The organism is Mesorhizobium sp. B2-2-3, assembly GCF_006442405.1.
Classification (GTDB): domain Bacteria; phylum Pseudomonadota; class Alphaproteobacteria; order Rhizobiales; family Rhizobiaceae; genus Mesorhizobium.
In genome coordinates this window covers 269,790-294,301 of record NZ_VFWC01000004.1, presented here as the reverse complement: position 1 = coordinate 294,301, position 24,512 = coordinate 269,790, and the positions used below count along the sequence as shown (strand labels likewise).

Below are 24,512 nucleotides of genomic sequence, written 5' to 3'. Positions count from 1 at the left end.
TTCGGGGACAAGAGCCGCCAATCAGCCTTTTTGGCTGCGCAACAGCCCTTCGAGCGCGCTGTCGCCGCCTTCTGGCAGCATGATGCGCACATGGGCGTAGAGATCACCGTGGCCGCCGGCCTTTTCCGGCAGGCCCCTGCCCTTCAGGCGCAGGACCTTGTCCGAGCTCGACCAGGCGGGAACGTTGACCGCGAGCTTGCCGGTCGGCGTTTCTACGGCCACCTTGGCGCCAAGCACGGCATCGGCCAGCCCCACCGGCAAATCGGCATGCAGGTCGCGGCCCTCCAGGCGGTAGCGCGGATGCCGGCGGAAGCGGATCTTGACCAACGCGTCGCCGGGCTGGCCCGGCCCTTGCTCGCCCTGCCCCTTCAGCCGGATGGTCTGCCCGTCCTCGACATAGGCCGGCAGCTTGACCGCCACCTTGCGGCCGTCAGGGAACATCGCCGTGACCTTTTCAGCGTTCGCCGCTTCCTCGATGGTGATGTCGAGCGTGACATTCAGGTCGGCGGCAGTTGCCGGCTGGCGGCGGTCACCCATTCCTGCCCCGCTTTGGCCGGGGCCGCGCGAGCCGGAGAAGACGTCGCCAAAAATCTGGCTGAAGATATCGCTGTTGCCGTCGAACGGATCGCCGCCCGGGCGTCCGGAGCGGAACTCGAATCGCGAACCGCCGGCTCCCTGCTGCTGGCGGCGAAAACCGGCGAAGGGGTCACCGCCACCGGGGGCGCCCTCGAAGCCCTGGAAACGCGGCTTGCCGTCGGCGTCGATCTCGCCCCGATCGAAAGCGGCGCGGGTCTTCTCGTCCCCGACGATCTCATAGGCCTGATTGGCCGCGGCAAAACGGTCCTTCGCCCTGGGATCATTCGGATTCTGGTCCGGATGATGCTTCTTGGCGAGTTTGCGGTACGCCGATTTTATGTCCTTGGCCGATGCGTTCTTTGCAACGCCCAGCACCTCATAGGGGTCGCGCATGCTTCCTGCCCTGGAGAAAGAGTGAGTCCATAGTCGCCTCTTATATGCGCTCGCATAGGAAGAAATTCCAGTGCTGGACGTTATTTCAAAGGTGGAAGCTCAAAGCGCCCTGAAGTCCTGCATGCGCCAGCCGCCGGCGCTGGCCAGGCAAAGTTCGCCCGCGAACATGGCAACGCCGTCAAAGCTTTCGCGCGAAGCCTTGAAGCGGCGGCAGGTCTGGCCCCCGTCCTTCAATTCCGCCAGTTCGGTAATTGAGCCGCGCGAACCCGTACCGGCATTGGCCCACGGCACGGCTTGACCGCCGAGCTGCTCGATGTCGGCGGAGGACACCGCGTTGCCGATCGTCGTCTGGTCGGAATCGCGGTCCGAATCGGCCGGCGCGGCTGGAGCCGAAATGCTGCCGGTCAGGATCGAGCGATCGACCTCGGCCTTTTGCAGGCTGAAGCCGCCCGCGCCACATGCGGCAAGCGGCAAGGCAATCATCATGATCGCGGCTTTGGCGCTGGCTGAAGCAAATAGGCTGCCTTGCCTGCTGTCAAAAGCTTGCGCGATACGCGACAATCGGCAACCTCCCCTGTTTGATGAAAATTTGAGAAAAACTATGAGTGAGACTGAGTTAACAAGCGGTGACTTTACCGAGGCCGCCGAGCCGTTTCGCCTTTTTGCCGCATGGCTGGACGACGCCACCAAAAGCGAAATGAACGACCCCAACGGCGTGGCGTTGGCAACCGTCGATGCCGAGGGCATGCCGGATGTGCGGATGGTGCTGCTCAAGGGGTTCGATGAGAGCGGCTTTGTGTTCTACACGAATTTCGAAAGCGCCAAGGGCCGGGAGATCCTAGGCAGTATGAAGGCGGCGATGTGCTTCCACTGGAAATCGCTGCGCCGCCAGGTGCGCGTGCGCGGGCCGGTGGAGATCGTCAGCGATGCCGAAGCCGACGCCTATTACGCGACACGGCCGCGCGGCAGCCGCATCGGCGCCTGGGCCTCGAAACAGTCGCGGCCGCTGGAAAGCCGGTTCGCGCTGGAAAAGGCGGTGGCCGAATACACGGCCCGCTACGCCATCGGCGAGATTCCGCGCCCAAAACACTGGTCGGGTTTCCGCATCGTGCCGAAGACGATCGAGTTCTGGCACGACAGACCGTTTCGGCTGCATGACCGCGTGGTGTTTTCGCGCAATGCCGGGGGCGGTTGGGAGAAGACGCGGCTTTATCCCTGAGTTTGTAAACTAGCGCCGACATCCTCACTGCGCCTAGCCGGGGCTGGCCAGTGGCGACCGAGGCACGCGGGATAGGTCGGCGCTCCACCCACCCCGACCCTGCGGGCCGACCTCCCCATCTAAGGGAGGCGGGGGCCGAACTATTTTTTTCTGGTCATGAATGCCGTCAGTGCAGCGCGGGCTTCGTCCGATTTCAGCCGCTCGCGAAAATGCTCGCTTTCCACGTTGATGCGGGCGACGAGGTCCTCGCGAGAGCCGCGCATCAGGTCGCGCGCGATCCTGAGCGCCTGCGGCGGCTTGGCGGCGATCTGGCCGGCGGCCGCCAGAACCGACGCCTCCAGCGCTCCTTCCTCGACAACTTCGTAGATCAGACCAGCGGCCTTGGCGCGTTCGGCCGAGAAGCCTTCGCCAAGGCCGAGCAGCGCGAACGCGCCCTGCTGGCCCAGGATGCGCGGCGCCAGCAGGCTCGATCCCGCTTCGGGCACAAGGCCGAGGTCGACGAAGGGTGTCCTGAACACGGTGCGCGGCGTGGCGAAGGTCAGGTCGCAGTGCAAATTGAGCGTGGTGCCGATGCCGACCGCGATGCCGTCGACACCGGAGACGATGGGTTTTTCGACCCTGGCCAGCGCCATCAGGAAATCCCAGACTTCCGTGCCGCCTTCGCCGCCAGTCGCGACGACCATGAAATCGGCGAGGTCGTTGCCGGAGGAGAAGGCACCGGGCACGCCGAGAAAGACATGGACGCGAATTGCCGGATCCACATCCCCTTCGGCCAAGGTTTGCGACATCTTGGCGTACATGGCGCGCGTCAGCGCGTTCTTCTTGTCCGGGCGGTTTATGCGGATGATCTGCATGGCGCCCTGGCGCTCGACGAGGATATGGTCTGTCACGGTTCTTTCCTTGTGAACGTCAGGCGGAAATCAATGTCTTGCCGGCAGCGGCGAGGCTTGCGGCGCCGTCGACAACGCGCTCCTTCAAGGCACTTGTCTCGCCGAGCAGGTTTTCGGCGAAAAAGCGGCAAAGGGCGACGCGGCCGTGATCGGCAAGGGCGCCCCGCGCCAAGTAGGCGCCGCCGGCTGCAAGCGAGACCAGCCGGAGATAGGGTGTCGCGCCGGCAAGCGCCTCGCCAGTCCGGCCATCGGCCGACAGTTTTTGCAGGAAACGTGTCGCTTGCGTCAGATCGTCGAGCCCGCGGTCGAGAGCATCGGCCGTATGGCCAAACCCTTCGAGATTTGATGTCCGCACGGCGCTGGCGACAGCGGCAAGCTCGGCGATGAAGCCGTGCACATGCTCGCCGCCGCCGAGCGGCAGTTTTCGGGTCACCAGATCGATCGCCTGGATGCCGTTGGTGCCCTCGTAGATCGGCGCGATGCGGGCGTCGCGATAGAGTGCCGCAGCCCCCGTCTCCTCGATGAAACCCATGCCGCCATGGACCTGGACGCCAAGCGAGGCGACCTCGACGCCGATATCGGTCGAAAAAGCCTTGGCAAGCGGCGTCAACAGGTTGGCCCGGTCGCGCCAATGCGCCGCCTGGTCACCAGACGATACGCGCGCCAGGTCGATGGCATGGGCACAGGAATAGCTGATCGCCCGCGCGATCTGCGTCAGCGCCTTCATGGTCAGGAGATTGCGCTGCACGTCGGGGTGATGGACGATCGGCGCCATGCCGGCGCCGGCGTAATCCGCCGCCTTGCCCTGGCGGCGCTCATTGGCATAGGCGATCGCCTTCTGGGTCGCGGCTTCCGCGACCGCCACGCCCTGCATCCCGACGGCGAGGCGGGCATTGTTCATCATGGTGAACATGCAGGCCAGCCCCTTGTTCTCCTCGCCGATCAGCCATCCGATGGCGCCGGGCTTGGCGCCCTGAAAACCGTCGCCATAGATCATGGTGCAGGTCGGCGAGGCATGGATGCCGAGCTTGTGCTCGAGGCCCGAACAGAAGACGTCGTTGCGTGCGCCAGGCGAGCCGTCCGCGCCGACCAGGAATTTCGGCACCAGGAAGAGCGAGATGCCGCGCGTGCCCGCAGGCGCGTCAGGCAGCCGCGCCAGTACCAGATGGACGATATTGTCGGTGAGATCATGCTCGCCATAGGTGATGAATATCTTCTGGCCGAAGATGCGGTAGGTGCCGTCGCGGGCCGGTTCGGCGCGCGTGCGCAAGGCAGCGAGGTCCGAGCCGGCCTGCGGCTCAGTCAGGTTCATCGTGCCCATCCACTCGCCGGAGACGAGCTTTGCGAGATACTTGGCCTTGAGCTCTTCCGAAGCGTGCTTGTCGAGCGCCTCGACCGCACCCATGGTCAGCGTCGGGCCAATGCCGAAGGCCATGGCGGCGGAATTCCACATTTCGAGCGCGGCGACGCCGAGCATGGTCGGAAGCGCCTGCCCGCCATATCCTTCCGGGCCGGAGAGCGCGTTCCAGCCGCCGTCGATCCAGCGGCGATAAAGTTCCTTCCAGCCCGGCGGCATGGTCACTGCCGCGTCCTTCAGCACCGCGCCATGCTCGTCGCCAATCTTGTAGAGCGGCGCGACCTCTTCGGTGGCGAAGCGGCCGGCCTCGCTAAGAACGGCGTCGACGAGATCCTCGCCGAGATCGCCGAACGTGCCGTCATCGAGGGCAGGCTTCAGGCCGGCCACATGCTTGAGGGTGAACGCGATGTCCTCGACCGGTGCCAGATACATGCCGCTCGCTCCTCCTGATGCATCGGCCAGGCTGATCCTAGGACCTGAGTGGGACCTGCTTGCCACACACCGTATTTCGCCTTTGGGCGATCGCCCATCTTCTTTTTACGTAAACGTCAAATTTTGTCACGCTGATTTTGCAATCGCGCCGGCTCGTATTAAATGCGATGGACGCCGGGTCAAAATCGACCGGCAACAGACCAGAACCAGCCGACTGGAAACCAACTCATGCTTGCCAGACCTGACGCCTACCGTTGTATCGAGTGCGGCCTGCCCTACCGGGCGGCGGGGTTCTCATATTATCACGGTGAATTGGAAAACGGCGCCGCCTATTGGTCGGATCGCGGTATATTGTGCTCGCCGAAATGCTCGATCGCCCATCATCGCAAACGCGCGGCCGAAGGCACGCTGCCGCAACAGCCCGCGCCGGATCCGTTTGAAGTTCAGCCATTCGGCCGCGCTGACCGTCGCACTTGATATGTATTCCCGTACATACCGTGCTAGAGGTGATCGAAATGACAAACCAACTGACCCGTACCTCCCGTCTCGAAGCTCGGATATCCCCGGATATGCTGAGTGTGATGAAACGTGCCGCCGAAATCCAGGGCCGCAGCGTCAGCGACTTCGTGGTCTCCGCAGCGCAGGAAGCTGCACAACGCACCATTGAGGAGATCGCTATCATCCGCCTGTCCATCGAGGATCAGCTCGCTCTGGTAGAGGCCATTCTCAATCCGCCCGAACCTAATGAAGCGCTGCGCAAAGCCGCCGACGCCTACAAGCGAGTTGTCGTCGAATCCCGGTGAGTCTAGGCTTGATCATCGAGCCGCTGGGCGGATCGTATGATCGTAAGACATTCAGCTGTGGCGTGCTGGCACTCGGCCAATATCTACACGAGTTGGCAAGCCAGGACGTCAAACGCCGAGTTAGCAACTGCTTTGTCGCCGCGGACCGTGATGTCGATCTCATTGCCGGATACTACACTCTTGCAGCGTCAAATGTGCCCATCACTTCTCTGCCGGAAGACCTGACAAGACGCCTACCGCGTTACCCGGTCCTGCCCGCCATATTGATCGGAAGGTTGGCAGTTGATACCCGATATCAGGGAAAAAGAGTAGGATCGATACTGATCGTGGATGCACTTCGGCGCTGCGCCCAAGCTGCTCCTGCTTCCTTCGCACTGATCGTCGACGCAAAGGACGACATGGCCGCCGCCTTCTATTGCAAATATGGTTTCAGGCCATTTCAAGACCGGCGGTTGTCGCTGTTCCTATCAGTAGCGACGGCGTTGAAGCTGTTCGGCTGACGGACCGCATTGCCTTGAAAGCGAATCCTTAACCATAGCGGTCCAGGATTTGCCTTTGATCAACGGGGATTCCTGTTTGAAGAGAACGGCGCATCTTCTTCGCCGCCCAGCGATCGCTCTCGCGGCGATGATGGCGCTGACACCGGCGGCAAGGGCCTCGGATTTCTCCGAGCCGTGGAAAAGTGCCGACCGGGCGCTTGTCGTCGATGCCTACGAATACAATTCCATCGACTGGGCGCAGCTTGCCACGGACAAGCGCGTCGTCGGCTTCATCAACAAAGCCTCCGACGGCATGTCGCCGCCCTATTCCTGCTCCGGAGACGATACCGAGGTCAAACTCTGCAAGGCACTGTGGAAACGCCATGCGGTGACGCGCGAACTGTTCCAGACGCGCAAGGTGGTCGCCAAGGCGCTCGGCCTGAAATGGGGCGCCTATCACCTCGCCCGCCCCGGCAATCCGGTCGAGCAGGCCAATAATTTCCTCGATTTCGCCGATCCCGCGCCGGACGACCTCATGGCCCTCGACATCGAAGGCATCGATCCCGCGCAATGGATGTCGCTCGACGACGCCGAGGCGTTCGTGCGCCAGGTGCATCGGCGCATCGGCCGCTTCCCGGTACTCTACACCAATGGCAAGACCGCCCAGTATATCGCCGACAACAGCTACAAATACCGGCTGCTGTCGCGGCTGCCGCTTTGGTACGCGCGCTACAAGCCTGACATCGACGTGCATTTTCCCATCGGCAACTGGCAAGGCTATGCGCTCTGGCAGTTTTCCGCGCAGGCCAATTGCGGCCGCTTCCGTTGCCCCTACAGGGTAGCCGGGACGCCGGACGACATCGACGTCAACGTCGCGCCGACAGATGCCGCCACGCTGCGCCAGCAATGGCCGTTCGGCGGGCTGATCGACGTGCCCGCGGATTATCTCGCCAGCGTACCGGTGCCGCTCTCGCGCGAAGCCGCTTTGGCCGGCAAGACCACCCTCATCTACGCCGATGTGGCGACGCCGCCGAGTTTCGGGGAAATGGTCGCGGTGCTTGGTTCGCGCTGGTCGAAATTCCGCGACGGGTTCCGCATGCCTGTCGTGAAGACGGTGCCGCGGCGGCCGATCTTCGGCATCGTCCAATATGTCTCCTGGAAGCGCACCGGGCAGCGTACCCCAGCGCAACTCGACGCCGCCTTCGCTGCGGCGGCCGACCCGGTGAGCACCGCTTCTACCGAACCCGACCGCGGCAAACGCTGAATTTGTGCGACCGGATGCTTGCGGTCAGCTTGCTCCTGCCGCTTCGCGCGCCACGGCCTGCCAGCCAATGTCGCGGCGGCAGAAGCCCTGCGGCCAGTCGATACGGTCGAGCGCGGCATAGGCCTTCTCCTGCGCCTCGCCGACAGTCGCGCCGACCGCGGTGACGTTCAAGACGCGACCGCCATTGGCGACCAGCGCACCGCCATTGATGGCGGTGCCGGCATGGAAAATCTGGGCGCCCTGGCTGGCAGCCTCATCGAGCCCGCGAATGACCGAGCCTTTTTCGGGCGTCCCGGGATAGCCCCTCGCGGCCATGACGACGGTCAGTGCCGCCTCGTCGCTCCAGCGCGCCGATATGTGCGCGAGCTGGCCATCGACGGCGGCATTGAGCAGCACCAGCAGGTCGTCCTTCAGCCGCATCATCAGCACCTGGCATTCGGGGTCGCCGAAGCGGGTGTTGTATTCGATCAGCTTCGGCCCTTCGTCCGTTATCATCAGCCCGGCGAAGAGAATGCCGGCGAAGGATGCACCCGTTAAAGCCATGCCACGCATGGTCGGTTCGATGATCTCGCGCATGGTGCGCTCTACCATCTGCGGCGTCATTACCGGGGCCGGCGAATAGGCGCCCATGCCGCCGGTGTTGGGGCCGACATCACCGTCGCCGACGCGTTTGTGATCCTGCGCGGTGCCGAAGGGCAGTGCTGTAGTGCCGTCGCACAGGCAGAAGAAGCTGGCCTCCTCGCCGGTCAGAAACTCCTCGATCACCACTTCCGCGCCGGCCGTGCCGAAAGAGCCGTCGAAACAGGCGTCGAGCGCGGCCAGCGCCTCATCCATCGTCATTGCGACCGTGACGCCCTTGCCCGCGGCAAGGCCATCGGCCTTGATGACAATCGGCGTGCCCATCTTCTCGACATAGGCCTTGGCCGATGCCAGGTCTGAGAAACGGCCATAGGTGGCGGTGGGGATGTCATATCTGGCGCAGAGATCCTTGGTGAAGCCCTTCGATCCTTCGAGCCGCGCCGCCGCACGCGACGGGCCAAAGACGCGGATGCCCCAGCCACGCAGATCGTCGGCGATGCCGGCCACCAGCGGCCCTTCCGGCCCAACCACTACGAGGTCGATCTGCTTGTCCTTGCAGAAGGCGGCGACAGCGGAATGATCGGCGATGTCGAGCTTGACCAGCTCCGCCTCGCGGCCGATGCCAGGATTGCCGGGCGCAGCATAGAGCTTGGTCAGCAACGGCGACGCGGCGATCTTCCAGGCGAGCGCATGTTCGCGGCCGCCGGAGCCGAGAAGAAGAACGTTCATGGCCACCTCTTGATGCCTGTAATCTTCCAGAGAACCCGCTATTGCTCTCTGGACGACGGGTCAAGGCATCCGGGCGCTTTGATCGGAATTGCGCACGGGAACGTTACCCCCGCCCGAAATCGGCGGCGTACTCCGCCGCCGATTTCGGGCAAGCGCCTCAGCCCTGGAAGACGACCGGGAACCAGTCCTCGCGCAGCTTCTGCCCCGGCTGCATGCCATGGCCATGATAGGGCGGGGAGGTGCGCCCCGGCCGTTCGACATAGTGGGCGTCGTCGCCGACCCAGCGCAGCGAAAGCGCCCGCCGCCGCGCCGCGGTCAGGTTGCCGCGCGCGCCATGCGCTGTCCTGAAATCGAACAGGATGGCATCGCCCGGCTCCATTTCCCATTCAAGCACCTCCAGCGAGGGGTCCGTGTCTGGATCCGGCACCGGCAGGTAGTCGCCCTCGTCGGCATAGAAATTGCTGTCGTCGAGCCAACGCACCGGCAGGATCATCTTGTCCCATTTGTGCGAGCCGGCAATCAGCCGCAGCGTTGCCTCCTTTACAGGGTCGATAGGGATCCAGAAGCTCACCGTCTGCCGGCCGTCGACGAAGTAGTAAGGGATATCCTGATGCCAGGGCGTCGGCTTCTGGGTGCCCGGTTCCTTGACAAGGACATGATCGTGGAAGAACTGCGCCGTGCGCGACCGCATCACCGCGGCCGCCAGTTCGGCCGCCGGCGATTCGCGCACCAGCTTGACGAATTCGGGAATGCGTTCCCAGTTGCAGTAGTCGTCGAAGAAGCTGCCGCGGCCGTTGGCGATGTCCGAGGCGGTGGCGCTGCGGTTTTGCATGTTGCGCTCGATGCCGGCGGCGATCGTTTCGACCCAGTCCTTGAAAGCGCCGCGGATGCAGACAGCGCCGTCGCGCTGGTAATCCGCTATTGTCCGCGCATCGATCAAGCCTGTGTCGATCGCGCGAGGTGCGGTCCGGGAAGCCATGGCATTCTCCTTTCAGGGATCGATGCCACTATCGCAACCCTCTTTCATTCAGTAAAATAATAACTTCTGATCCGTCATATAGTTATATTCTATGAGCCCTACCCTCACGCAATTGCGCTATCTGGTTGCCGTCGCTCGCCATGGCAGCGTTACCCGCGCGGCCAGGGCGTTGAACGTTTCACAGCCGTCCATTTCGGTGGCCATCGACGCGGTCGAACAGGATTTCGGCCAGAAACTCTTCGTGCGCCAGCGCGGAAGCGGCGTTTCGCTGACATCCTTCGGCCGCGCCGTGGTGGCCAAGGCGAAACAGGTCCTTGCCGAGACGGACGAGCTCATCGGTCTCGGCTCGCGCAAGTCGGCGCTCGGGGGCGAACTGGTGCTCGGATGCTTCGAAGATCTGGCGCCTTATTTCGCGCCGGCCCTGATCCGCGCCTTCTCGGAACGCCATCCTGAGGTTGCAGTGATCGTGCGCGACGAGACCTTCGAGACGCTCGGGCGGCGCCTCGGCGATGCCGCCGTCGACCTCGGGCTCACCTATGATCTTGGGCTGCCTTCGCATTTCGCCCGCATCCTGCTGCATGAGCTCAGGCCGCACGCGCTTTTGCCGGCTGGACACGCGCTGGCGGATCGTCCCGATGTCAGCCTGGCCGATCTGGCCGCCTATCCGCTGATCACGACGGACCAGCCGCATAGCTGGCAGCACATGCTGGACCTGTTCCGCAGCCGTGGCCTGTTGCCGGTCGCCGACAGGCAGACAAGCTCGTTCGAACTCCAGCGCAGCATGGTGGCCAACGGCTTCGGCGTCGCCGTCAGCTACACGAGGCCGCATGGCGACCGCAGCTATGACGGCTTGCCTCTCGTCTGCAAACCGCTTTCCGATCCGCTGCCCATGCAGCGCATCATCCTCACCCATGACACGCATCAGCGCCTGCCCAATGCCGTGCTGGCCTTCATCGACGTGGCAAAGGGCTGGTTCTCCACCCGCGACATCTTCGCCTCCTGAAGCGCTGACGAATGCCACTGCCCTGCTCGCCGCTTGACGGTTTGCGCGGCTGCTGCCACTCCATCGTCATGGAAACGGTTCAGTCGAAAGCAGCCCAGGGCCGCGTCGCCGACGCGCCGAACGGCCATTGGGTCTACCGCGTGCTGCCGCGGCCGATATGGCCCTACGCACAGCTTGCCCGATGGGACCGGCCGATCGGCTGGCAGTTGCTTTTGTGGCCGTGCTGGTGGTCCGCGGCTCTCGCGGCCAGCGCCTACCCGCGCCCGGGCGATCCGCTGCTTTCACTGCTGCCGGCGCCCTTGTATCTCGTGCTGTTCCTGGCCGGCGCCATCGCCATGCGCGGCGCCGGCTGCACCTACAACGACTTGGCTGACGAAGACATCGACAATCAGGTCGAGCGCACGCGCTCGCGGCCGCTTCCGTCGGGCAAGGTCACGCGGCGTGGGGCGTGGCTGTTTGTCATCCTGCAGGCACTGGTCGGACTTGCCGTGCTCTTGCAGTTCAACAGCTTCGCCGTCCTGCTCGGCGTCTGCTCGCTGGCCATCGTCGCCATCTATCCATTCATGAAGCGGATCACCAACTGGCCGCAACTGGTTCTCGGCCTTGCCTTTTCCTGGGGCGCGCTGATGGGATGGGCGGTTGAGTTCGGCGACCTCGACGGGCCGGCCGTCATGCTCTATCTCGGCTCGATCCTGTGGGTGATCGGCTACGACACGATCTATGCGCACCAGGACAAGGAAGACGACGCCATCGTCGGCGTACGCTCGACCGCGCGCCTGTTCGGCGACAATACCAAGTCGTGGCTGGCCGGGCTTTACGGCGGCGCGCTTGTCTGCTTCGCCATCGCCATCGCGTCAGCGCAGGCCCCTGTCGTGGCTCTGGCCGGACTTATCGCCGCCGGCGCCCACATGGCGCGGCAGATCCTGGTGCTGGATATCGACAATCCGGATCAATGCCTGCGGCTGTTCAGGTCGAACAACCAGGTCGGCTGGCTGATCTTCCTCGGCCTCATCGGCGGCGCGCTGTGGGTGGCGCTGAAGCCACTGGTGTAGTTTTCTTTTCCTTCTCCCCGTTTACGGAGAGAAGGTGGCGCTAGCCGGCGCCAGCCTTCCAGACAGAATTTCAGCCTATTCGCGCGCGATGATCTCCTCGCCGCCGATCACCAGCCTGAGACCGAGGTCACCCGCCCTGCGGCGGGCGAGGAAGCGCGGGCGGCGCATGGTCGAAACGCGGCCCTTGCGGCGGTCCTGCGGCGGCAGCGTCTTGATGGCGGCGCCGAGCGATTCCTCCAGCGTGCGGGCGATGCCGTCCGATTCGATCAACAGCATCGGCAGGCGATAGGCGTCGGCCCAGGCGCGCCAGTCGGCGGCGACGTCGTCGAGATCGTCGGCCACCAGCAGCGGCACCGACAGCATCGGATCATTGTGCAGGAGTTCCAAAGTCACCGTGACGTTACCTTCCGGGTCCTCCATCGCGCGGGCGGCAACGCCGCGGAACGCATTGGCGGGCAGAGCGATGATCGCCGGTACGCCGCTCATCTCGAGCAGGCGGCGGATCACGGCGCCACGGTGGTCGATGGTGAAGGTCACGTCGCCATAGTCGTCGCGCGTGGCGTAGCTTACCACCTGCGGCAGGCGGAATGGGTCGAGGCGCATGTTGCGTCCCGCCCAGACTGGCTTCAGTCCAGTGTTCATTGAATGCCTTCCTGTTTCTCCTGAGAGCCGGTGTCCGGTTCTCTCCGGGCCAGTTTTCCCGGCCTCGTTATGGGGAAACAGTAGCGCGGCCTCCTTACCGCCGCGCTTAAGAAAGTCGGTTAAATTTTGCTGATCACGGGGATGGTTATCGGAATGCGACCGAGCGCTTGAATCCGAAAGGATCAGATAACCTTACCAGGATTCATGATGCCGGCCGGGTCGAAGGCCTGCTTGACCCTGCGCATCAGGTCGATCGCCATCGGCGGGGCGGTGGCGATCAGTTCGTCCCGCTTCAACTGGCCGATGCCGTGCTCGGCCGAGATCGAGCCGTGGAAGGAGCGCACGACGTCGTGCACGGCCTTGTTCATGGGGTGGTAGAGATCGAGAAACGCCTGGTCGTCGCCGTCGATGGGCCGCGAGATGTTATAGTGGAGATTGCCGTCGCCCATATGGCCGAAGCAGACCACGCGCGCTCCGGGGCTGACCGAAGCCACCGCGCCGGCGGCCTCTTCGATGAAACGTGGGATCGATGCCACCGGGACCGAAATGTCATGCTTGATCGAGGCGCCCTCGGGCTTCTGCGCGTCGGGCAGCACCTCGCGAAAATTCCAGAAGGCATCGCCTTGCGCAAGGCTGGCCGCGATCACCGCATCGCCGACGATTTCCTGTTCCAGCCCGGCCCCGAGCACGTCCTCGATCAAGGCCCTGGCATCTTCTGGTGAACGGCCGGACGAGATCTGCATCAGCACATACCACGGCCAATCCTGCGCCAGCGGCCGCACCACGCCCTGGGCATGCGCCAGCGTGAAATCGTAGGGCCGCTTGCCGATCAGTTCGAAGGCGGTGAGCGCGGCGCCGGCGCGGTCCGTCGCCAGGCTGAACAGCGACAGCGCCGCCTCGGCCGACGGCAGGCCGACGAACGCGACCTCGCGACCTTTCGGCTTCGGGAACAGTTTCAGCACGGCGGCGGTGATGATGCCGAGCGTGCCTTCGGCGCCGACGAACAGGTTCTTGAGGTCGTAGCCGGTATTGTCCTTCTTCAGCTTGCGCAGATCGTCGAACACTTCGCCGGTCGGCAACACCACCTCGACGCCGAGGCAGAGCTCGCGTGCATTGCCATAGGCCAGCACGCCGGTGCCGCCGGCATTGGAGGAAAGATTGCCGCCGATCTGGCAGGAGCCCTGCGCGGCCAGCGACAGCGGAAACAGCCGGTCTGCGGCATCGGCCGCTTCCTGCAACGTCTGCAAGATGACGCCGGCCTCCGCCGTCACGGTGTTGGACAAGACATCGATCTCGCGGATGCGGTTCAGCCGCGACAGGGACAGCACGATTTCGCGGCCGGACCTGTCCGGCACCTGGGCGCCGACCAACCCGGTATTGCCGCTTTGCGGCACGATTGGCGTTGCCGTCTCGGTCGCCAGCCGCAGGATCCGGCTGACCTCCTCGACGCTGCCTGGCCGCAGCACGAGCGATGTCGCGCCATGCCATAGCCCGCGCCGTTCGGTGATGTAGGGTGCTATATCGCGCTGGTCGCGCAACGCGTATTTTTCGCCTACGATCGCCGCGAAGCGGTCGATGAGAGCGGTGTCGGGAATCTCGGCGATGTCGGTCATGTGCGCGAAACTAGGTTGGCGGCAAGCTATTGTCACGCGGCGCGGCGGCCCGTGAAAGCCGATCGTTGATCGCTTCGCCGAGCCCGTCGAAGGGAACGGGTTCCACGGCGATGGTCCGCGCGCCGCTGCGATCGAGTTGCTGCATGTAGGCGAAAAGATTGCTCGCCGCTTCGCGCAGGTCACCGGCCTCGGACAGATTGAGGCAGGCGGCCGCCTTTTGCCAGCCTTCGGCGCGACGTTTGCCGAAGGCCAGCAGCGCCTCGCCTTCGCCGACGGTCCCGGCGTTGAGCCGCACCGCGGCGTCAGGCGCATAGTGCGAGGCAAGCATGCCCGGCGCCTCGACACCGGCGTTGGCGCCGCGCAACAGGTCCATGCCGACGACCGCCTCGATTTCCTGGGCGGCAATGCCGCCGGGCCTCAGCAGACGCAATTTTCCCTCTTCGGCCTTGACGATGGTCGATTCCAGCCCGACCGGCGTCGCGCCGCCATCGACGACCAGCTTTATGCGTGCGCCGAGATCAGCCGCCACGGCCTGCGCCGTCGTCGCGCTGATCCTGCCGGAGGAATTGGCGCTGGGAGCCGCAAGCGGCCGGCCAAGCCTTGCAATCAGGTCGCCGCCAAAGCCCCTCGGCATGCGCAAGGCGATCGTGTCGAGCCCGGCGCTGACCAGCGGATGAATGCCGTTGCCGGGCCGCTGCGGCAGCACCAGCGTCAAAGGACCCGGCCAGAACGCAAGCGCCAATTTCCTCGACAGCGGATCGAACAAAGCAATGCGCTCGGCCATCGCCATATCGGCGATATGGGCGATCAGAGGGTTGAAGCGCGGCCGCCCCTTGGCCTCGAAGATGCGCGCCACGCCGATGCCGTTGGTGGCGTCGCCGGCGAGCCCATAGACGGTCTCGGTCGGAATGGCGACCACCTCGCCGCTTTCAAGCAGCGCCAATGCCCGTTCCATCGCCTCGCCGACGGCAAGAATTTCAGCCACTCTGGTCACCTCACGAATGTCGGCTGCGTAGTACGATGGCGTCCAAGGGGCAAGCCCGGCCCTTGGCGATTTAACAATCCCTAAAATGCTACGGTTCCGCGAAAGCCGGCATCAATTCCGACCCGCTATCGTGGGGCTTCCGGGTAATGGGGAGCTTTCATCGTGTCTGTGCGTATTTGGGGAACGCTGGGTGTCACTCTGGCGGCGATGGCCGGCGGGGCCCAGGCCTCGTCACTGGTCTTTCCCGGAGCGCCGTCCGCAACGCCGTCCATTGTCACGCTGGAGGCAGCCGACGCTGCCCAGGCAGGCGATACGCGGTCGGTCACCGCACTCGGCGACCCTGACGTCACCTATGAAAAGGTGGCGGCGATCCCGAACGCGCCTGAGGCGCGGCACGGCTTCCTGCAAAACCCGATGATCATTCGCGGCGGTATCGTCGGCAGCGCCTTCTCGACGCCCACGCAGGCCAAGGCGCCGGCCACTGCCCCTGCAACCGCCACCGCTTCGGCGGCACCGGCGGCGAATGGGCAGAAGACCCCGGCGACATCACCGGCAGCCGCGCCGGCGGCGGCAGCGCAGCAGCCCGTCCCTGGGGTCGGCAAGCTCAAGTAGCGGCTGTCTTGACGTCGATCCGGCGTCCGGCACCATTGCCGGACAGGCCGCTTTTGCCGCCGTGGACGAGCGTCGCCGCCTGAAGTCCTCTAGCCCGCGATCTTGGAGAAATCCGCGACCTGGTCGGTGGCCGCGCGGATGCGGGCGAGCAGCGCCAATCGATTGGCGCGCACGGCCTGATCCTCATCATTCACGAGAACGCGTTCAAAGAATGAATCAACCGGTTCGCGCAAAACGCTAAGCGCCAGCATGGCGGCGGAAAAGTCTTCGTTTTGAATCGCTTCGCCGGCTTGCTTCTCGGCCTGATTCACCGCCGCGAACAGCGATTTCTCGGCATCCTCGCGGAACAGCGCGGGCTCGACGGTTTCGGCGATCGCCGTTTTCTTCTTCTCCTCGGCAGCCAAAATATTGGCCGCGCGCTTGGTGCCGGCAAGCAGGTTCTTGCCGTTCTCGGTGTCGAGGAAAGTGCCGAGCGCCTCGACGCGGCGTACGATCTGCAGCAGGTCATCCGACTGCGGCGTGATGACAGCGTCGATCAGGTCGTGGCGAGCGCCCTGATCGCGCAGGTAGACTTTCAGGCGGTCGTGGAAGAAGGCGAGAAGGTCTCGGACCTGATCTATGTTGCCAACCGTGTAGTTCGTGGAAGCGCTGCCGAAGATCATCGTCAGCCCCAGTCGAATGCGGTTCTCGACCAAAATCCTCACCACGCCGAGCGCAGCGCGACGCAGCGCGTAAGGATCCTTCGAGCCGGTCGGTTTTTCATCGATGGCCCAGAAGCCGACAAGCGTGTCCAGCTTGTCGGCGAGCGCGACGGCGATCGACACCGGATCGCTCGGCACGTAATCGGACGGCCCCTGCGGTTTGTAGTGCTCTTCGATGGCTGCCGCCACGGACGGATGCTCACGCTGGAGCAGCGCGTATTTGCGGCCCATGGCGCCCTGCAATTCCGGGAACTCGCCGACGACTTCGGTGGTCAGATCGGCCTTGGCGAGAACCGCGGCGCGAGCGGCGAGCGCGGGATCGGCGCCGACGGTCGGCGCCAGTTCCTGCGCCGATCGCCTGATCCGCTCCACGCGCGCGCCCTGCGTGCCAAGCTTGGCATGGAAGGTCACATTGAGGTGGTCGAGGCGCGCGATGCGCTGGTCGAGAGGCTTCTTCAGGTCAAGCCCGAACTTTTTCGCCGACCCCTCGAGCTCAGCGAGATCAGGCAGATCGCCCTGGTCGGTCGTCCAGAAATAGAGCGCGTCGGAGAGGCGCGCGCGCACCACCTTGCCGTTGCCGTGGGCGATCTCCTTGCCGCCGTCACTAGCCTCGATATTGGCGGTGAGGATGAAGCGGTTGGAAAGTTCGCTGATCTCCCCCCTTGAGGGGGAGATGCCCGGCAGGGCAGAGGGGGTCGTCTCACGTGGAGCGCCAGCGTCCTCTGTGTGCGAAAGGGAGTCGCGTCCCGTCGTGCCGACCCCCTCTGTCGGCTTCGCCGACATCTCCCCCTCGAGGGGGGAGATTGGGCGCGATGTCACAAAGCACTTCTGGTTGGCGCGGATGGTCAGCCGGATCACCTCGGCCGGAATGGCCAGGAAAGCGTCTTCGAACGCGCCCATCAGCACCACGGGCCATTCCACCAGCCCGGACACCTCTTCCAAAAGCCCCTCGTCCTCGACCAGATCCAGCCCGTTGGCGAAAGCGAGGTTGCGGGCATCGGCAAGGATGATCTCCTTGCGCCGGTCGGCGTCGAGCACGACCTTGGCCGCTTCCAGCTTGCTTACATAATCGTCGAAGCGGCGCACGGTGATTTCGCCGGGCGCGTGAAAGCGGTGGCCGTAAGTGACATTGCCCGAACGGATGCCGTCGATCTCGAAATCGACCACGACCGGCTCCTCGGTTTCCGGACCGAAGGTGCACAGGATCGATTGCAGCGGCCGTACCCAGCGCAGCGAGCCGGGCTTGGCCGAGGCCGGCCCCCAACGCATCGATTTCGGCCACGGGAAATTGCGGATGATGTCAGGCACCAGCCCGGCGATGATCTCTTCCGCCGCCCTGCCCGGCTTCGAGACATGGGCGACGTAGAAATCGCCTTTCTTCGGGTCGGAATGGACGTGTGCCTCGGCGACCGAGGAAAGCCCGGCCTTGCGCAGGAAGCCCTGGACCGCCTGTTCCGGCGCCGTCGTCGACGGCCCCTTGATCTCCTCGCGGATATCCTTCGAGCGCGCGGTCAGGCCCCTGATGTCGAGCGCCAGTCGCCGCGGTGTCCAGTACTCGCGCGCCGCCTCGTAGGTCAGCCCTGCCTCGACCAGGCCGTCGGTCAGCATCTTCCTCAGATCGCCCGCCGCCTTGCGCTGCATGCGGGCCGGGATTTCCTCGGAGCGAAGTTCGAGCAAAAGATCCGGCATCAGAGTGTCTCCGCCCGCATGCCATTTTCCTGTTCGCGCGTCCTCGTGCCTCCGGCGCTGCGGGCGCGCGGCTGGGCCGGGATTTCCTCGGAGCGAAGTTCTAGAAGCAGGTCAGGCATGGATAGCTCCTCACCCTCCCCTCGATGGGGAGGGTCGGCGCGTCAGCGCCGGGGTGGGGTGGCGGCGTCTCAATCTCAAGCGCCTTCGGCGTCTGACGGGCGAAGGTCTGATTTTCGTTCTTCCACCGCCGCATAGATCGTATCGAGCACGGAATCCAGTTCGTTTTTGATTTCGTGGTTCCAGAAACGGATGACACGATAGCCCTGACTTTCGAACCATTTTGTCCGAATTTCGTCGTGTCGTTGCTGACGATCGAAACTGTGGTGAGCGCCGTCCACCTCGACGATCAGCTTCAGGCGGTGCGAGATGAAATCAGGGAAGTAAATACCGACCGACGCCTGCTTGCGAAATGAGTGCCTTTCCACCGGGATGCGCCATAGGTGCCGCCACAAGATGCGTTCTTCGTCGGTCATCGCCGCACGAAGCCGTTGCACCGACCGCAGTTTGAACCGATCGAGTTTCGGCATGAGAAGTCGCGCTGTCACCCCCACCCGCCGCTTCGCGGCGACCTCCCCCATCCAGGGGGAGGTAAAGAGGCCATAGCAACTCGGCTGGCCGCTGTCACCCTTTCCAGAAATTTTGGGCGTCCTGTCGGGACGGGATGATCCCACCCGTCCTTGGATCAAAGATTTCCATGAACCGAACGCAGCGCTGAAGCGACCCACGCTCAGGCAGAGAGCTATTGGCTGAACGACCATGAAAACGGTATCCAGACTTTTGCAAATCCTGGCGCTCAGCGCCTGCTTCACCGCTCAGGCCCATGGCGCCTTCTCGATGCCGGGCGTGCGCCAAGCATTGCGCATAATAGCCGGCCCGAGCGGCCAGATTCTATCGCCGATCAACGCTTCCCTCGATTTGATGAGGGAGGGTGCCTGAGATCAGGCCGCCAATCCGCCGGCCTGCGTCTTCAAGAACGCCTCGCCACAGGCTTTCGCCAGATTGCGCACGCGCAGGATGTAGCTCTGCCGCTCGGTGACGGAGATCACGCCGCGCGCGTCGAGCAGGTTGAAGACGTGACTGGCCTTGATGCACTGGTCGTAGGCGGGAAACACCATGCGGTGCACAGGCAGATTGTCGTTCGATGCGGGCGCACCGGCATCGAGCAGTGCCTTGCATTCGGCCTCGGCATCGTCGAAGTGGCGCAGCAGCATCGTCGTGTCGGCGTATTCGAAATTGTGACGCGAATATTCCTGCTCGGCCTGCAGGAAGACATCGCCGTAGGTGACCTTGTCGGCGCCGTCGCGGCCGTTGAAATTGAGGTCGTAGACATTGTCGACGCCCTGCACATACATGGCCAGCCGTTCCAGACCATAAGTGAGCTCGCCCGCAACCGGCGCGCATTCGATGCCGCAGACCTGCTGGAAGTAGGTGAACTGCGACACCTCCATGCCGTCGCACCAGCATTCCCAGCCAAGGCCCCAGGCGCCCAGCGTCGGGCTTTCCCAATCGTCTTCGACAAAGCGGATGTCATGCAGCAGCGGGTCGATGCCGATCGCCGCCAAAGAGCCGAGATAGAGCTCCTGCAGATTGGGCGGATTGGGCTTCAGGATCACCTGATACTGGTAGTAGTGCTGCAGCCGGTTCGGATTCTCTCCGTAGCGGCCGTCCTTGGGGCGGCGCGAAGGCTGGACGTAGGCGGCGTTCCAGCGCCTCGGTCCAAGCGCCCGCAGCGTCGTGGCCGGATGGAAGGTGCCGGCACCGACCTCCATGTCGTAGGGCTGGAGGATCACGCAGCCATAGTCCGCCCAGTAATTGTGCAGAGTCAGGATCAGCCCCTGAAAGGAGCGGCTGGGATGCATATGGGCGGGGATTTCAATCGTCACGGTGGCCTCGGCTGCAAGGGCTGACTTGCGGCCCCGTCCTAGAGACACGGCGGCGAAGCGTCAAGCAAGGCGCGGGCGTCGCGAGGCATGTCGAAAGCTTTGCGAGCGGCTGGCCCATTGCCGGCGATGAGCACGTGCCTTCTGGTGAACGCTCACAACTCCGTCTCGCCAGACAACAGGTCAGCCATGCCCAACTTCATCACCGTCCGCCCGGTCACGCGCCAGGATTTCGCGCAATGGCTGCCGCTGTGGGACGGCTACAACGCGTTTTACGGGCGCTCGGGCGAGACGGCGCTGGCAAGCGAGATCACCGCCATGACATGGTCGCGCTTCTTCGACGCCTATGAGCCGGTGCATGCGCTGGTTGCCGAAAGTGAAGGACGGCTCGTCGGCCTCGTGCACTACCTCTTCCATCGCAGCACCACGGCGATCGCGCCAAACTGCTACCTGCAGGATCTTTTCACCGACGAGACCTTGCGCGGCAAGGGCATCGGCCGGGCTCTCATCGAGGGCGTCTACGAGCGGGCGCAGGCGGCCGGTTCGGGCCGGGTGTACTGGCTGACGCACGAGACCAATCACACCGCCATGAAGCTCTACGACAGGATCGGCGAACGCTCGGGCTTCGTCGTCTACCGCAAGCTGTTCTGACGTGGCTGCCAACGAAAACGGAGCCCGACAAGGGCCCCGTTCGCGAGCAACATCATTTCATCTTAGCCCTTCGGCGCAGCCGGTGCCGGCTTGACCTTGGGGGTTTCCTGCGCCGTGTTGGACTCGATCGGCGGCAGGCCCTTCATCAGCTTCTGCTGCAAGGCGGCAAGCACGTCGGGATCCGGCTTCAGGTCGCGCGCCTGGTTCCACTGGAAGGTGGCTTCCAGCTTGCGGCCGACGCGCCAATAGGCGTCGCCGAGATGGTCGTTCAGCACCGGATCTTCCGGCTTCAGCGACACCGCGCGTTCCATTTCGCGCACCGCGTCATCGTACCTGCCGAGGCGGAAATAGGCCCAGCCCAGCGAGTCGACGATGTAACCGTCGCTCGGCCTGAGATCGACGGCCTTCTGTATCATCGCCAGGCCTTCCTTCAGGTTCATATTCATGTCGACCCAGGAATAGCCGAGATAGTTCAGCACCTGCGGCTGGTCGGGCTGCAATTCCAGCGCCTTGCGGAAATTCGGCTCGGCCTTCGGCCATTCCTTCAGCCGCTCATAGGCGATGCCCCGCTGGTAGAAGATATTCCAGTTGGCGGCGGTCGGCGTCTTCAGCGCCTCGACGGCCTTGTCGTAGAGATTGGCGGCGGAACGGAAATCCTCCTTCGACGAATAGACCCCACCAAGCGCCAGATAGGCGCGCATGTCGTTGGGATGCTTATCGACGAAGGCCTTCAGATGCGTGATCGCCTCGTCATGGCGATCGAGATCGGCCAGGTTGAGGCCAAGCTGTAAGTCCGAAAGCTCCTTCAGCGGCGAGGTATCCGGTATCCGTCGGTAGAGCGCGATGGCCCCCTCGCCGTCCTTCAGCTGTTCGGAAACGGCGGCAAGCTGCACCAGGGCGGCATCGCTGTCGGGTTTCAGCGCCAGCGCATATTGCAGATAGAGCCTGACGAAAGGCTCACCGCCGCCGCGATTGAGCGCGGTTGCCAGATCGAGCAATATCTCGGAGGCGCCGTCGGATGGGCCGGCTATGAAGGGCGGGATCTTGTCGCCCTTGCTGATCCTGTCGCGCAAGGCGACAATTTCCAGCTTGCCCGGCGAAAACGCCTCGGCCTGATCGAGCACCGATACCGCCTTGGCCGTGTCGCCCTTGCGGGCCAGGAACGAGGCATAGGCCTGCGCATTGCGCATCCATGTTTCGGGAGCCGCGCTGCCGGCGGCGGTGTCCTGCATGGTCGCGGCATAGATCGCGTCGGCCTTCTCAGGCATGTTGGACGCGTCGGCGATCAGCGCGCGGTGGAAGGATTTGAACAGGCCGAACCAGTCCGGCCCCTGCAGCTTGTCGATGGATGCCATCGCCTCGCTGGGGTCGCCGGCGCCCTCTTGGGCCCAGCCGGACATGACGCCGGAGATCAGCCGGTCGAGATCGGATTCCAGCGACAGCTTCAACCAATACTGCGCCTTGGAAAAATCCTTCTTGTGGAAGGAATCGACCGCCAGCGCCAGGCGCGAGAACCGTTCGACGTCGGGAACTTCCTTGAGCTTGTCGGCATAGACAAGGGATTCGTCGAAGCGGCCTTGCGCGATCAGCGACAGCATCAGGCTCTGCTGCAGGCCCGTATCGCTTGGATCGAAGGCCAGGGCCTGCTTGTAGTAGGCAATGGCATTATCCAGGTCGTTGTCACCCTCGGCGATCCGGGCAGCCAGATAGGCTCCCGAGAAAGATGTGATCTTCACCGGTTCGGTGGTCTGCTTGGCATAGGCCGGCAGCGCCGAAATCGCCATGCCCGTCACAAGTGCCAGCCTTGTCAGCCAGCGCGCACGTCCCTGCTGCATCGTATCCCTTTCAGCCAGGCGCCATCTCCGCGTCAGCGGGATCGACGTAGATTCGATCTTTCGGAGAAAAGCATGGCCTTTTTGGGGTCACGCTTCAATCCGCCTCGAATTCACAATCGGGTCACCCGATTAACAAACCATGCCGGCAAAGAACGGCTTTCAGCCCGAAACCGGCGCATCGGCGTCAGGAGTGCCCGAAGACCGGAGGGCCGCAGGCGCGCGCCCTGATATCCGCCTGACGCCACCGCGCTGCACAGGCCGCTCCATTCGCAGCCCTGGCAGGCTCCGCGCGTGAGGCCGGCCGAGAAGGCCTGCCGCATCCGCGCCAGCATGTCCGCACCGCGATCGAGGCGCGCACCGGCCCGGATTGGTCGCCCGAGCAAGGCGCCGACATCGTGGGCGGCAAGCCGGTCCCGCTCGGCGGCGCTGTCCCGCAGGCAATGTGGCTCCTGTTCATCCAGCAACGGTGCGCAGATGTCGTCCGGGCCGGACACGACCAGTATGTCCTCGCCCCGGCCAAGGGGCTGCGCGATGCCGTCGTAGTTGGCCGTGAATGCGGGGCTGTATCCCTTGCCCACATAGGTGAGCAGGCAAAAGAGGTGATGAGCGCGCAGCCTTATCGTCACGGCTGGCGCTATTTCGCCTTGCCGCGCGGGAGCGCCATCAGCGTGGCGGCGCCAAGCGCCGACTTGAGCAGGCCACCGAGGACAAACGGCAGGAAGCCGAAGGCAACAGCCTTCTCGGCGCCGATGATGACGGCGAGCCACGCCGTGCCAAGGGCTAGGCACAGCAGGTTGCCGAGCAGCATGGCGGCAAAGGCAAGCACGACCCTGCCGCCGTTCCAACCGCGCTCCGCCAGCCAGCCGACCAGTGCGCCGACAACCGGGAAGGCGAAGAGGTAGCCGCCCGTCGGACCAATGAAATGTTGTACGCCGGCAGCCCCGCCGGCCAGAACCGGGAAGCCGACCGCACCCTCGGCCAGCCAGGCGGCGATGGTGATCGCGCCCAGCCGCCAGCCGTAGAGCGCGCCGACCAGCGTCACGGCAAAGGTCTGCATCGTCACCGGAACCGGCACCATCGGCACCTCGATGTAGGAGGACAGCGCCAGGAACAGGGTGCCGAGCACGACGGCGCCCGCCTGCCAGCCGAGCGATCGCTCCTGAAGCCGGAGCGGGCTGAAGGACGGTTTTGCGGACGAGAACGCGATCTCGGTCATAGGGGCTCCCTTGGTCGATCCAAAATTATAGATAATTTTTGCCTTCGATCTATTATCGAAGCCACAATTTTCGGACGATGGCAAGGCATGCCTTGCGCAAGGCGGTTAGCCCACGATCGCGAAGGCCTCTCGCGTGGTGCCGGAGGCTGTCCTGACCGGCTTGCGGCCAATCCATTGCACGTGCCGCCCCAATGTCGCCGCGGCCGATTCGGTGTTGCCCTGCCGCAAGGCGGCCAATATCGCCCGGTGGTCCTGGTCGGTACGGGTCTCCCATTCCGAACGCCATGCGGCGAACAGGAAACGGGCGCTTGCGGCGTGCAGGTCATCGATGGTGGCGAGAAGACGCGACATGCCGCATGGCGTCAGGATCAACCGGTGAAAGGCGCGGTTGGCTTCTTCCCACGACCTGACGTCCCGGGATTTGTCGCCGGCCTTGCTGGCCTCCTCGGCCCGATCGAGAATAGCGGAGGTCAGATGCGGCGCCGCGTGGCGCAGCGCCAGCACTTCGAGCGCCGCCCGCATTTCGGCGACCTCCTTGACCTCGCCGAGGTCGAAAGCCGCCACGCGCACGCCGCGGCGCGGTTCGCTGACGGCGAGGCCTTGCGCCTCGAGGCGGCGAAAGGCCTCGCGCACGGGCACATGGCTGGTGTTAAACTCCTCGGCGACATGGTCCTGCCGCAACCGGGCGCCCGGCTCGATCGCGCCCGAGATGATGCGATCCGCCAGAACCTTGCCGATGCGCACCGCGATGGTGTCGTCCGTCCCCTTTGCCATGTTTTATAGATAATTTGCAGCTGGGCAGCTTGTCGAGGCGGCGGAGACGGATTCACGGATTTCTCCCCAGCACGAGCCAAAGGAGAGCTGCGTGAAAGG

At 64.2% G+C, this 24,512-nt stretch carries 25 protein-coding genes; 9 read left to right on the top strand and 16 right to left on the bottom strand.

Annotation, left to right across the window (positions count from 1 at the left end):
- Positions 1 to 21: 21 nt before the first annotated feature.
- Together FJ951_RS09985 and FJ951_RS09980 are read right to left on the bottom strand one after the other, a co-directional pair.
- The gene (locus FJ951_RS09985; protein ID WP_140514800.1) at positions 22 to 969 is read right to left on the bottom strand and encodes a DnaJ C-terminal domain-containing protein; all 948 of its coding nucleotides are present in this window, start codon (positions 967 to 969) and stop codon (positions 22 to 24) included.
- A gap of 99 nt (positions 970 to 1,068) precedes the next feature.
- On the bottom strand, positions 1,069 to 1,530 hold the full coding sequence (locus FJ951_RS09980) for an RT0821/Lpp0805 family surface protein (protein ID WP_140514798.1): 462 nt from the start codon (positions 1,528 to 1,530) through the stop codon (positions 1,069 to 1,071).
- 40 nt (positions 1,531 to 1,570) lie between these two features.
- Here FJ951_RS09980 and pdxH point away from each other — a divergent pair, with 40 nt between their 5' ends.
- Positions 1,571 to 2,188 carry a pyridoxamine 5'-phosphate oxidase gene (gene pdxH / locus FJ951_RS09975; protein ID WP_140498039.1) on the top strand — a complete coding sequence of 206 codons (618 nt, stop codon included), beginning with the start codon at positions 1,571 to 1,573 and terminating at the stop codon, positions 2,186 to 2,188.
- A gap of 140 nt (positions 2,189 to 2,328) precedes the next feature.
- Here the strand turns inward: pdxH and FJ951_RS09970 are convergent, their stop codons facing one another.
- Both FJ951_RS09970 and FJ951_RS09965 read right to left on the bottom strand, forming a co-directional pair.
- Positions 2,329 to 3,078 (bottom strand): crotonase/enoyl-CoA hydratase family protein, encoded by a 750-nt coding sequence (locus FJ951_RS09970; protein WP_140514796.1) that lies wholly within the window; start codon positions 3,076 to 3,078, stop codon positions 2,329 to 2,331.
- Positions 3,079 to 3,097: 19 nt separating this feature from the next.
- Positions 3,098 to 4,867 (bottom strand): acyl-CoA dehydrogenase, encoded by a 1,770-nt coding sequence (locus FJ951_RS09965; protein ID WP_140514795.1) that lies wholly within the window; start codon positions 4,865 to 4,867, stop codon positions 3,098 to 3,100.
- Between the two features lie 228 nt (positions 4,868 to 5,095).
- Between FJ951_RS09965 and FJ951_RS28710 the strand changes: the two genes are divergently transcribed.
- The 4 genes from FJ951_RS28710 (at position 5,096) to FJ951_RS09945 (ending at position 7,413) form a co-directional block, all read left to right on the top strand.
- Complete coding sequence (locus tag FJ951_RS28710) at positions 5,096 to 5,344, top strand: hypothetical protein (RefSeq protein ID WP_140514793.1); 249 nt, start codon at positions 5,096 to 5,098, stop codon at positions 5,342 to 5,344.
- A gap of 38 nt (positions 5,345 to 5,382) precedes the next feature.
- Positions 5,383 to 5,670 (top strand): DUF1778 domain-containing protein, encoded by a 288-nt coding sequence (locus FJ951_RS09955; RefSeq protein WP_140514791.1) that lies wholly within the window; start codon positions 5,383 to 5,385, stop codon positions 5,668 to 5,670.
- An 8-nt stretch (positions 5,671 to 5,678) separates the two neighbouring features.
- Positions 5,679 to 6,170: a GNAT family N-acetyltransferase gene (locus FJ951_RS09950; protein WP_224684799.1), complete on the top strand. Its 492-nt coding sequence runs from the start codon at positions 5,679 to 5,681 to the stop codon at positions 6,168 to 6,170.
- Positions 6,171 to 6,297: 127 nt separating this feature from the next.
- The gene (locus FJ951_RS09945; protein ID WP_140514956.1) at positions 6,298 to 7,413 is read left to right on the top strand and encodes a glycoside hydrolase family 25 protein; all 1,116 of its coding nucleotides are present in this window, start codon (positions 6,298 to 6,300) and stop codon (positions 7,411 to 7,413) included.
- A 24-nt stretch (positions 7,414 to 7,437) separates the two neighbouring features.
- On the opposite strand, the gene purD is transcribed toward FJ951_RS09945, so the two are convergent.
- Together purD and FJ951_RS09935 are read right to left on the bottom strand one after the other, a co-directional pair.
- Positions 7,438 to 8,721, bottom strand: a complete 1,284-nt coding sequence (gene purD, locus FJ951_RS09940) for a phosphoribosylamine--glycine ligase (RefSeq protein WP_140514787.1) — start codon at positions 8,719 to 8,721, stop codon at positions 7,438 to 7,440.
- A 157-nt stretch (positions 8,722 to 8,878) separates the two neighbouring features.
- A complete protein-coding gene (locus FJ951_RS09935) occupies positions 8,879 to 9,700 on the bottom strand; it encodes a phytanoyl-CoA dioxygenase family protein (protein ID WP_140498025.1) in 822 nt (273 codons plus the stop codon).
- Between the two features lie 91 nt (positions 9,701 to 9,791).
- Between FJ951_RS09935 and FJ951_RS09930 the strand changes: the two genes are divergently transcribed.
- Both FJ951_RS09930 and ubiA read left to right on the top strand, forming a co-directional pair.
- Complete coding sequence (locus tag FJ951_RS09930; protein WP_140514785.1) at positions 9,792 to 10,703, top strand: LysR family transcriptional regulator; 912 nt, start codon at positions 9,792 to 9,794, stop codon at positions 10,701 to 10,703.
- Positions 10,704 to 10,771: 68 nt separating this feature from the next.
- Positions 10,772 to 11,755 (top strand): 4-hydroxybenzoate octaprenyltransferase, encoded by a 984-nt coding sequence (gene ubiA, locus FJ951_RS09925; protein ID WP_181172225.1) that lies wholly within the window; start codon positions 10,772 to 10,774, stop codon positions 11,753 to 11,755.
- 75 nt (positions 11,756 to 11,830) lie between these two features.
- Here ubiA and FJ951_RS09920 read toward each other — a convergent pair whose 3' ends face one another.
- The 3 genes from FJ951_RS09920 to FJ951_RS09910 all read right to left on the bottom strand — a co-directional run bounded on the left by FJ951_RS09920 (position 11,831) and on the right by FJ951_RS09910 (position 14,995).
- Positions 11,831 to 12,397, bottom strand: a complete 567-nt coding sequence (locus FJ951_RS09920) for a DUF6101 family protein (RefSeq protein ID WP_140498020.1) — start codon at positions 12,395 to 12,397, stop codon at positions 11,831 to 11,833.
- A gap of 182 nt (positions 12,398 to 12,579) precedes the next feature.
- Positions 12,580 to 14,010 (bottom strand): FAD-binding oxidoreductase, encoded by a 1,431-nt coding sequence (locus FJ951_RS09915; protein ID WP_140498017.1) that lies wholly within the window; start codon positions 14,008 to 14,010, stop codon positions 12,580 to 12,582.
- 10 nt (positions 14,011 to 14,020) lie between these two features.
- Positions 14,021 to 14,995, bottom strand: coding sequence for an L-threonylcarbamoyladenylate synthase (locus FJ951_RS09910; RefSeq protein ID WP_181169775.1), 975 nt, complete (start codon positions 14,993 to 14,995; stop codon positions 14,021 to 14,023).
- A 162-nt stretch (positions 14,996 to 15,157) separates the two neighbouring features.
- Here FJ951_RS09910 and FJ951_RS09905 point away from each other — a divergent pair, with 162 nt between their 5' ends.
- A complete protein-coding gene (locus FJ951_RS09905) occupies positions 15,158 to 15,607 on the top strand; it encodes a hypothetical protein (RefSeq protein WP_140514781.1) in 450 nt (149 codons plus the stop codon).
- An 89-nt stretch (positions 15,608 to 15,696) separates the two neighbouring features.
- Here FJ951_RS09905 and glyS read toward each other — a convergent pair whose 3' ends face one another.
- From glyS to FJ951_RS09885, 3 genes are all read right to left on the bottom strand, one after another.
- Complete coding sequence (gene glyS, locus FJ951_RS09900) at positions 15,697 to 17,997, bottom strand: glycine--tRNA ligase subunit beta (protein ID WP_140514779.1); 2,301 nt, start codon at positions 17,995 to 17,997, stop codon at positions 15,697 to 15,699.
- A 194-nt stretch (positions 17,998 to 18,191) separates the two neighbouring features.
- A complete protein-coding gene (locus tag FJ951_RS28705; RefSeq protein WP_224617678.1) occupies positions 18,192 to 18,866 on the bottom strand; it encodes a DUF559 domain-containing protein in 675 nt (224 codons plus the stop codon).
- Positions 18,867 to 18,995: 129 nt separating this feature from the next.
- Positions 18,996 to 19,916: a glycine--tRNA ligase subunit alpha gene (locus tag FJ951_RS09885; protein ID WP_181165179.1), complete on the bottom strand. Its 921-nt coding sequence runs from the start codon at positions 19,914 to 19,916 to the stop codon at positions 18,996 to 18,998.
- A gap of 210 nt (positions 19,917 to 20,126) precedes the next feature.
- On the opposite strand from FJ951_RS09885, the gene FJ951_RS09880 reads away from it, so the two are divergent.
- On the top strand, positions 20,127 to 20,588 hold the full coding sequence (locus FJ951_RS09880) for a GNAT family N-acetyltransferase (protein ID WP_140514776.1): 462 nt from the start codon (positions 20,127 to 20,129) through the stop codon (positions 20,586 to 20,588).
- Between the two features lie 62 nt (positions 20,589 to 20,650).
- Here FJ951_RS09880 and FJ951_RS09875 read toward each other — a convergent pair whose 3' ends face one another.
- The 4 genes from FJ951_RS09875 to FJ951_RS09860 form a co-directional block, all read right to left on the bottom strand.
- Positions 20,651 to 22,423 (bottom strand): tetratricopeptide repeat protein, encoded by a 1,773-nt coding sequence (locus FJ951_RS09875; protein ID WP_140514774.1) that lies wholly within the window; start codon positions 22,421 to 22,423, stop codon positions 20,651 to 20,653.
- Positions 22,424 to 22,533: 110 nt separating this feature from the next.
- Positions 22,534 to 23,049, bottom strand: a complete 516-nt coding sequence (locus FJ951_RS09870) for a DUF1284 domain-containing protein (protein ID WP_140514773.1) — start codon at positions 23,047 to 23,049, stop codon at positions 22,534 to 22,536.
- Between the two features lie 8 nt (positions 23,050 to 23,057).
- Positions 23,058 to 23,639 carry a biotin transporter BioY gene (locus tag FJ951_RS09865; RefSeq protein ID WP_140514771.1) on the bottom strand — a complete coding sequence of 194 codons (582 nt, stop codon included), beginning with the start codon at positions 23,637 to 23,639 and terminating at the stop codon, positions 23,058 to 23,060.
- 105 nt (positions 23,640 to 23,744) lie between these two features.
- Positions 23,745 to 24,413: a GntR family transcriptional regulator gene (locus FJ951_RS09860; protein ID WP_140497988.1), complete on the bottom strand. Its 669-nt coding sequence runs from the start codon at positions 24,411 to 24,413 to the stop codon at positions 23,745 to 23,747.
- Positions 24,414 to 24,512 lie beyond the last annotated feature (99 nt).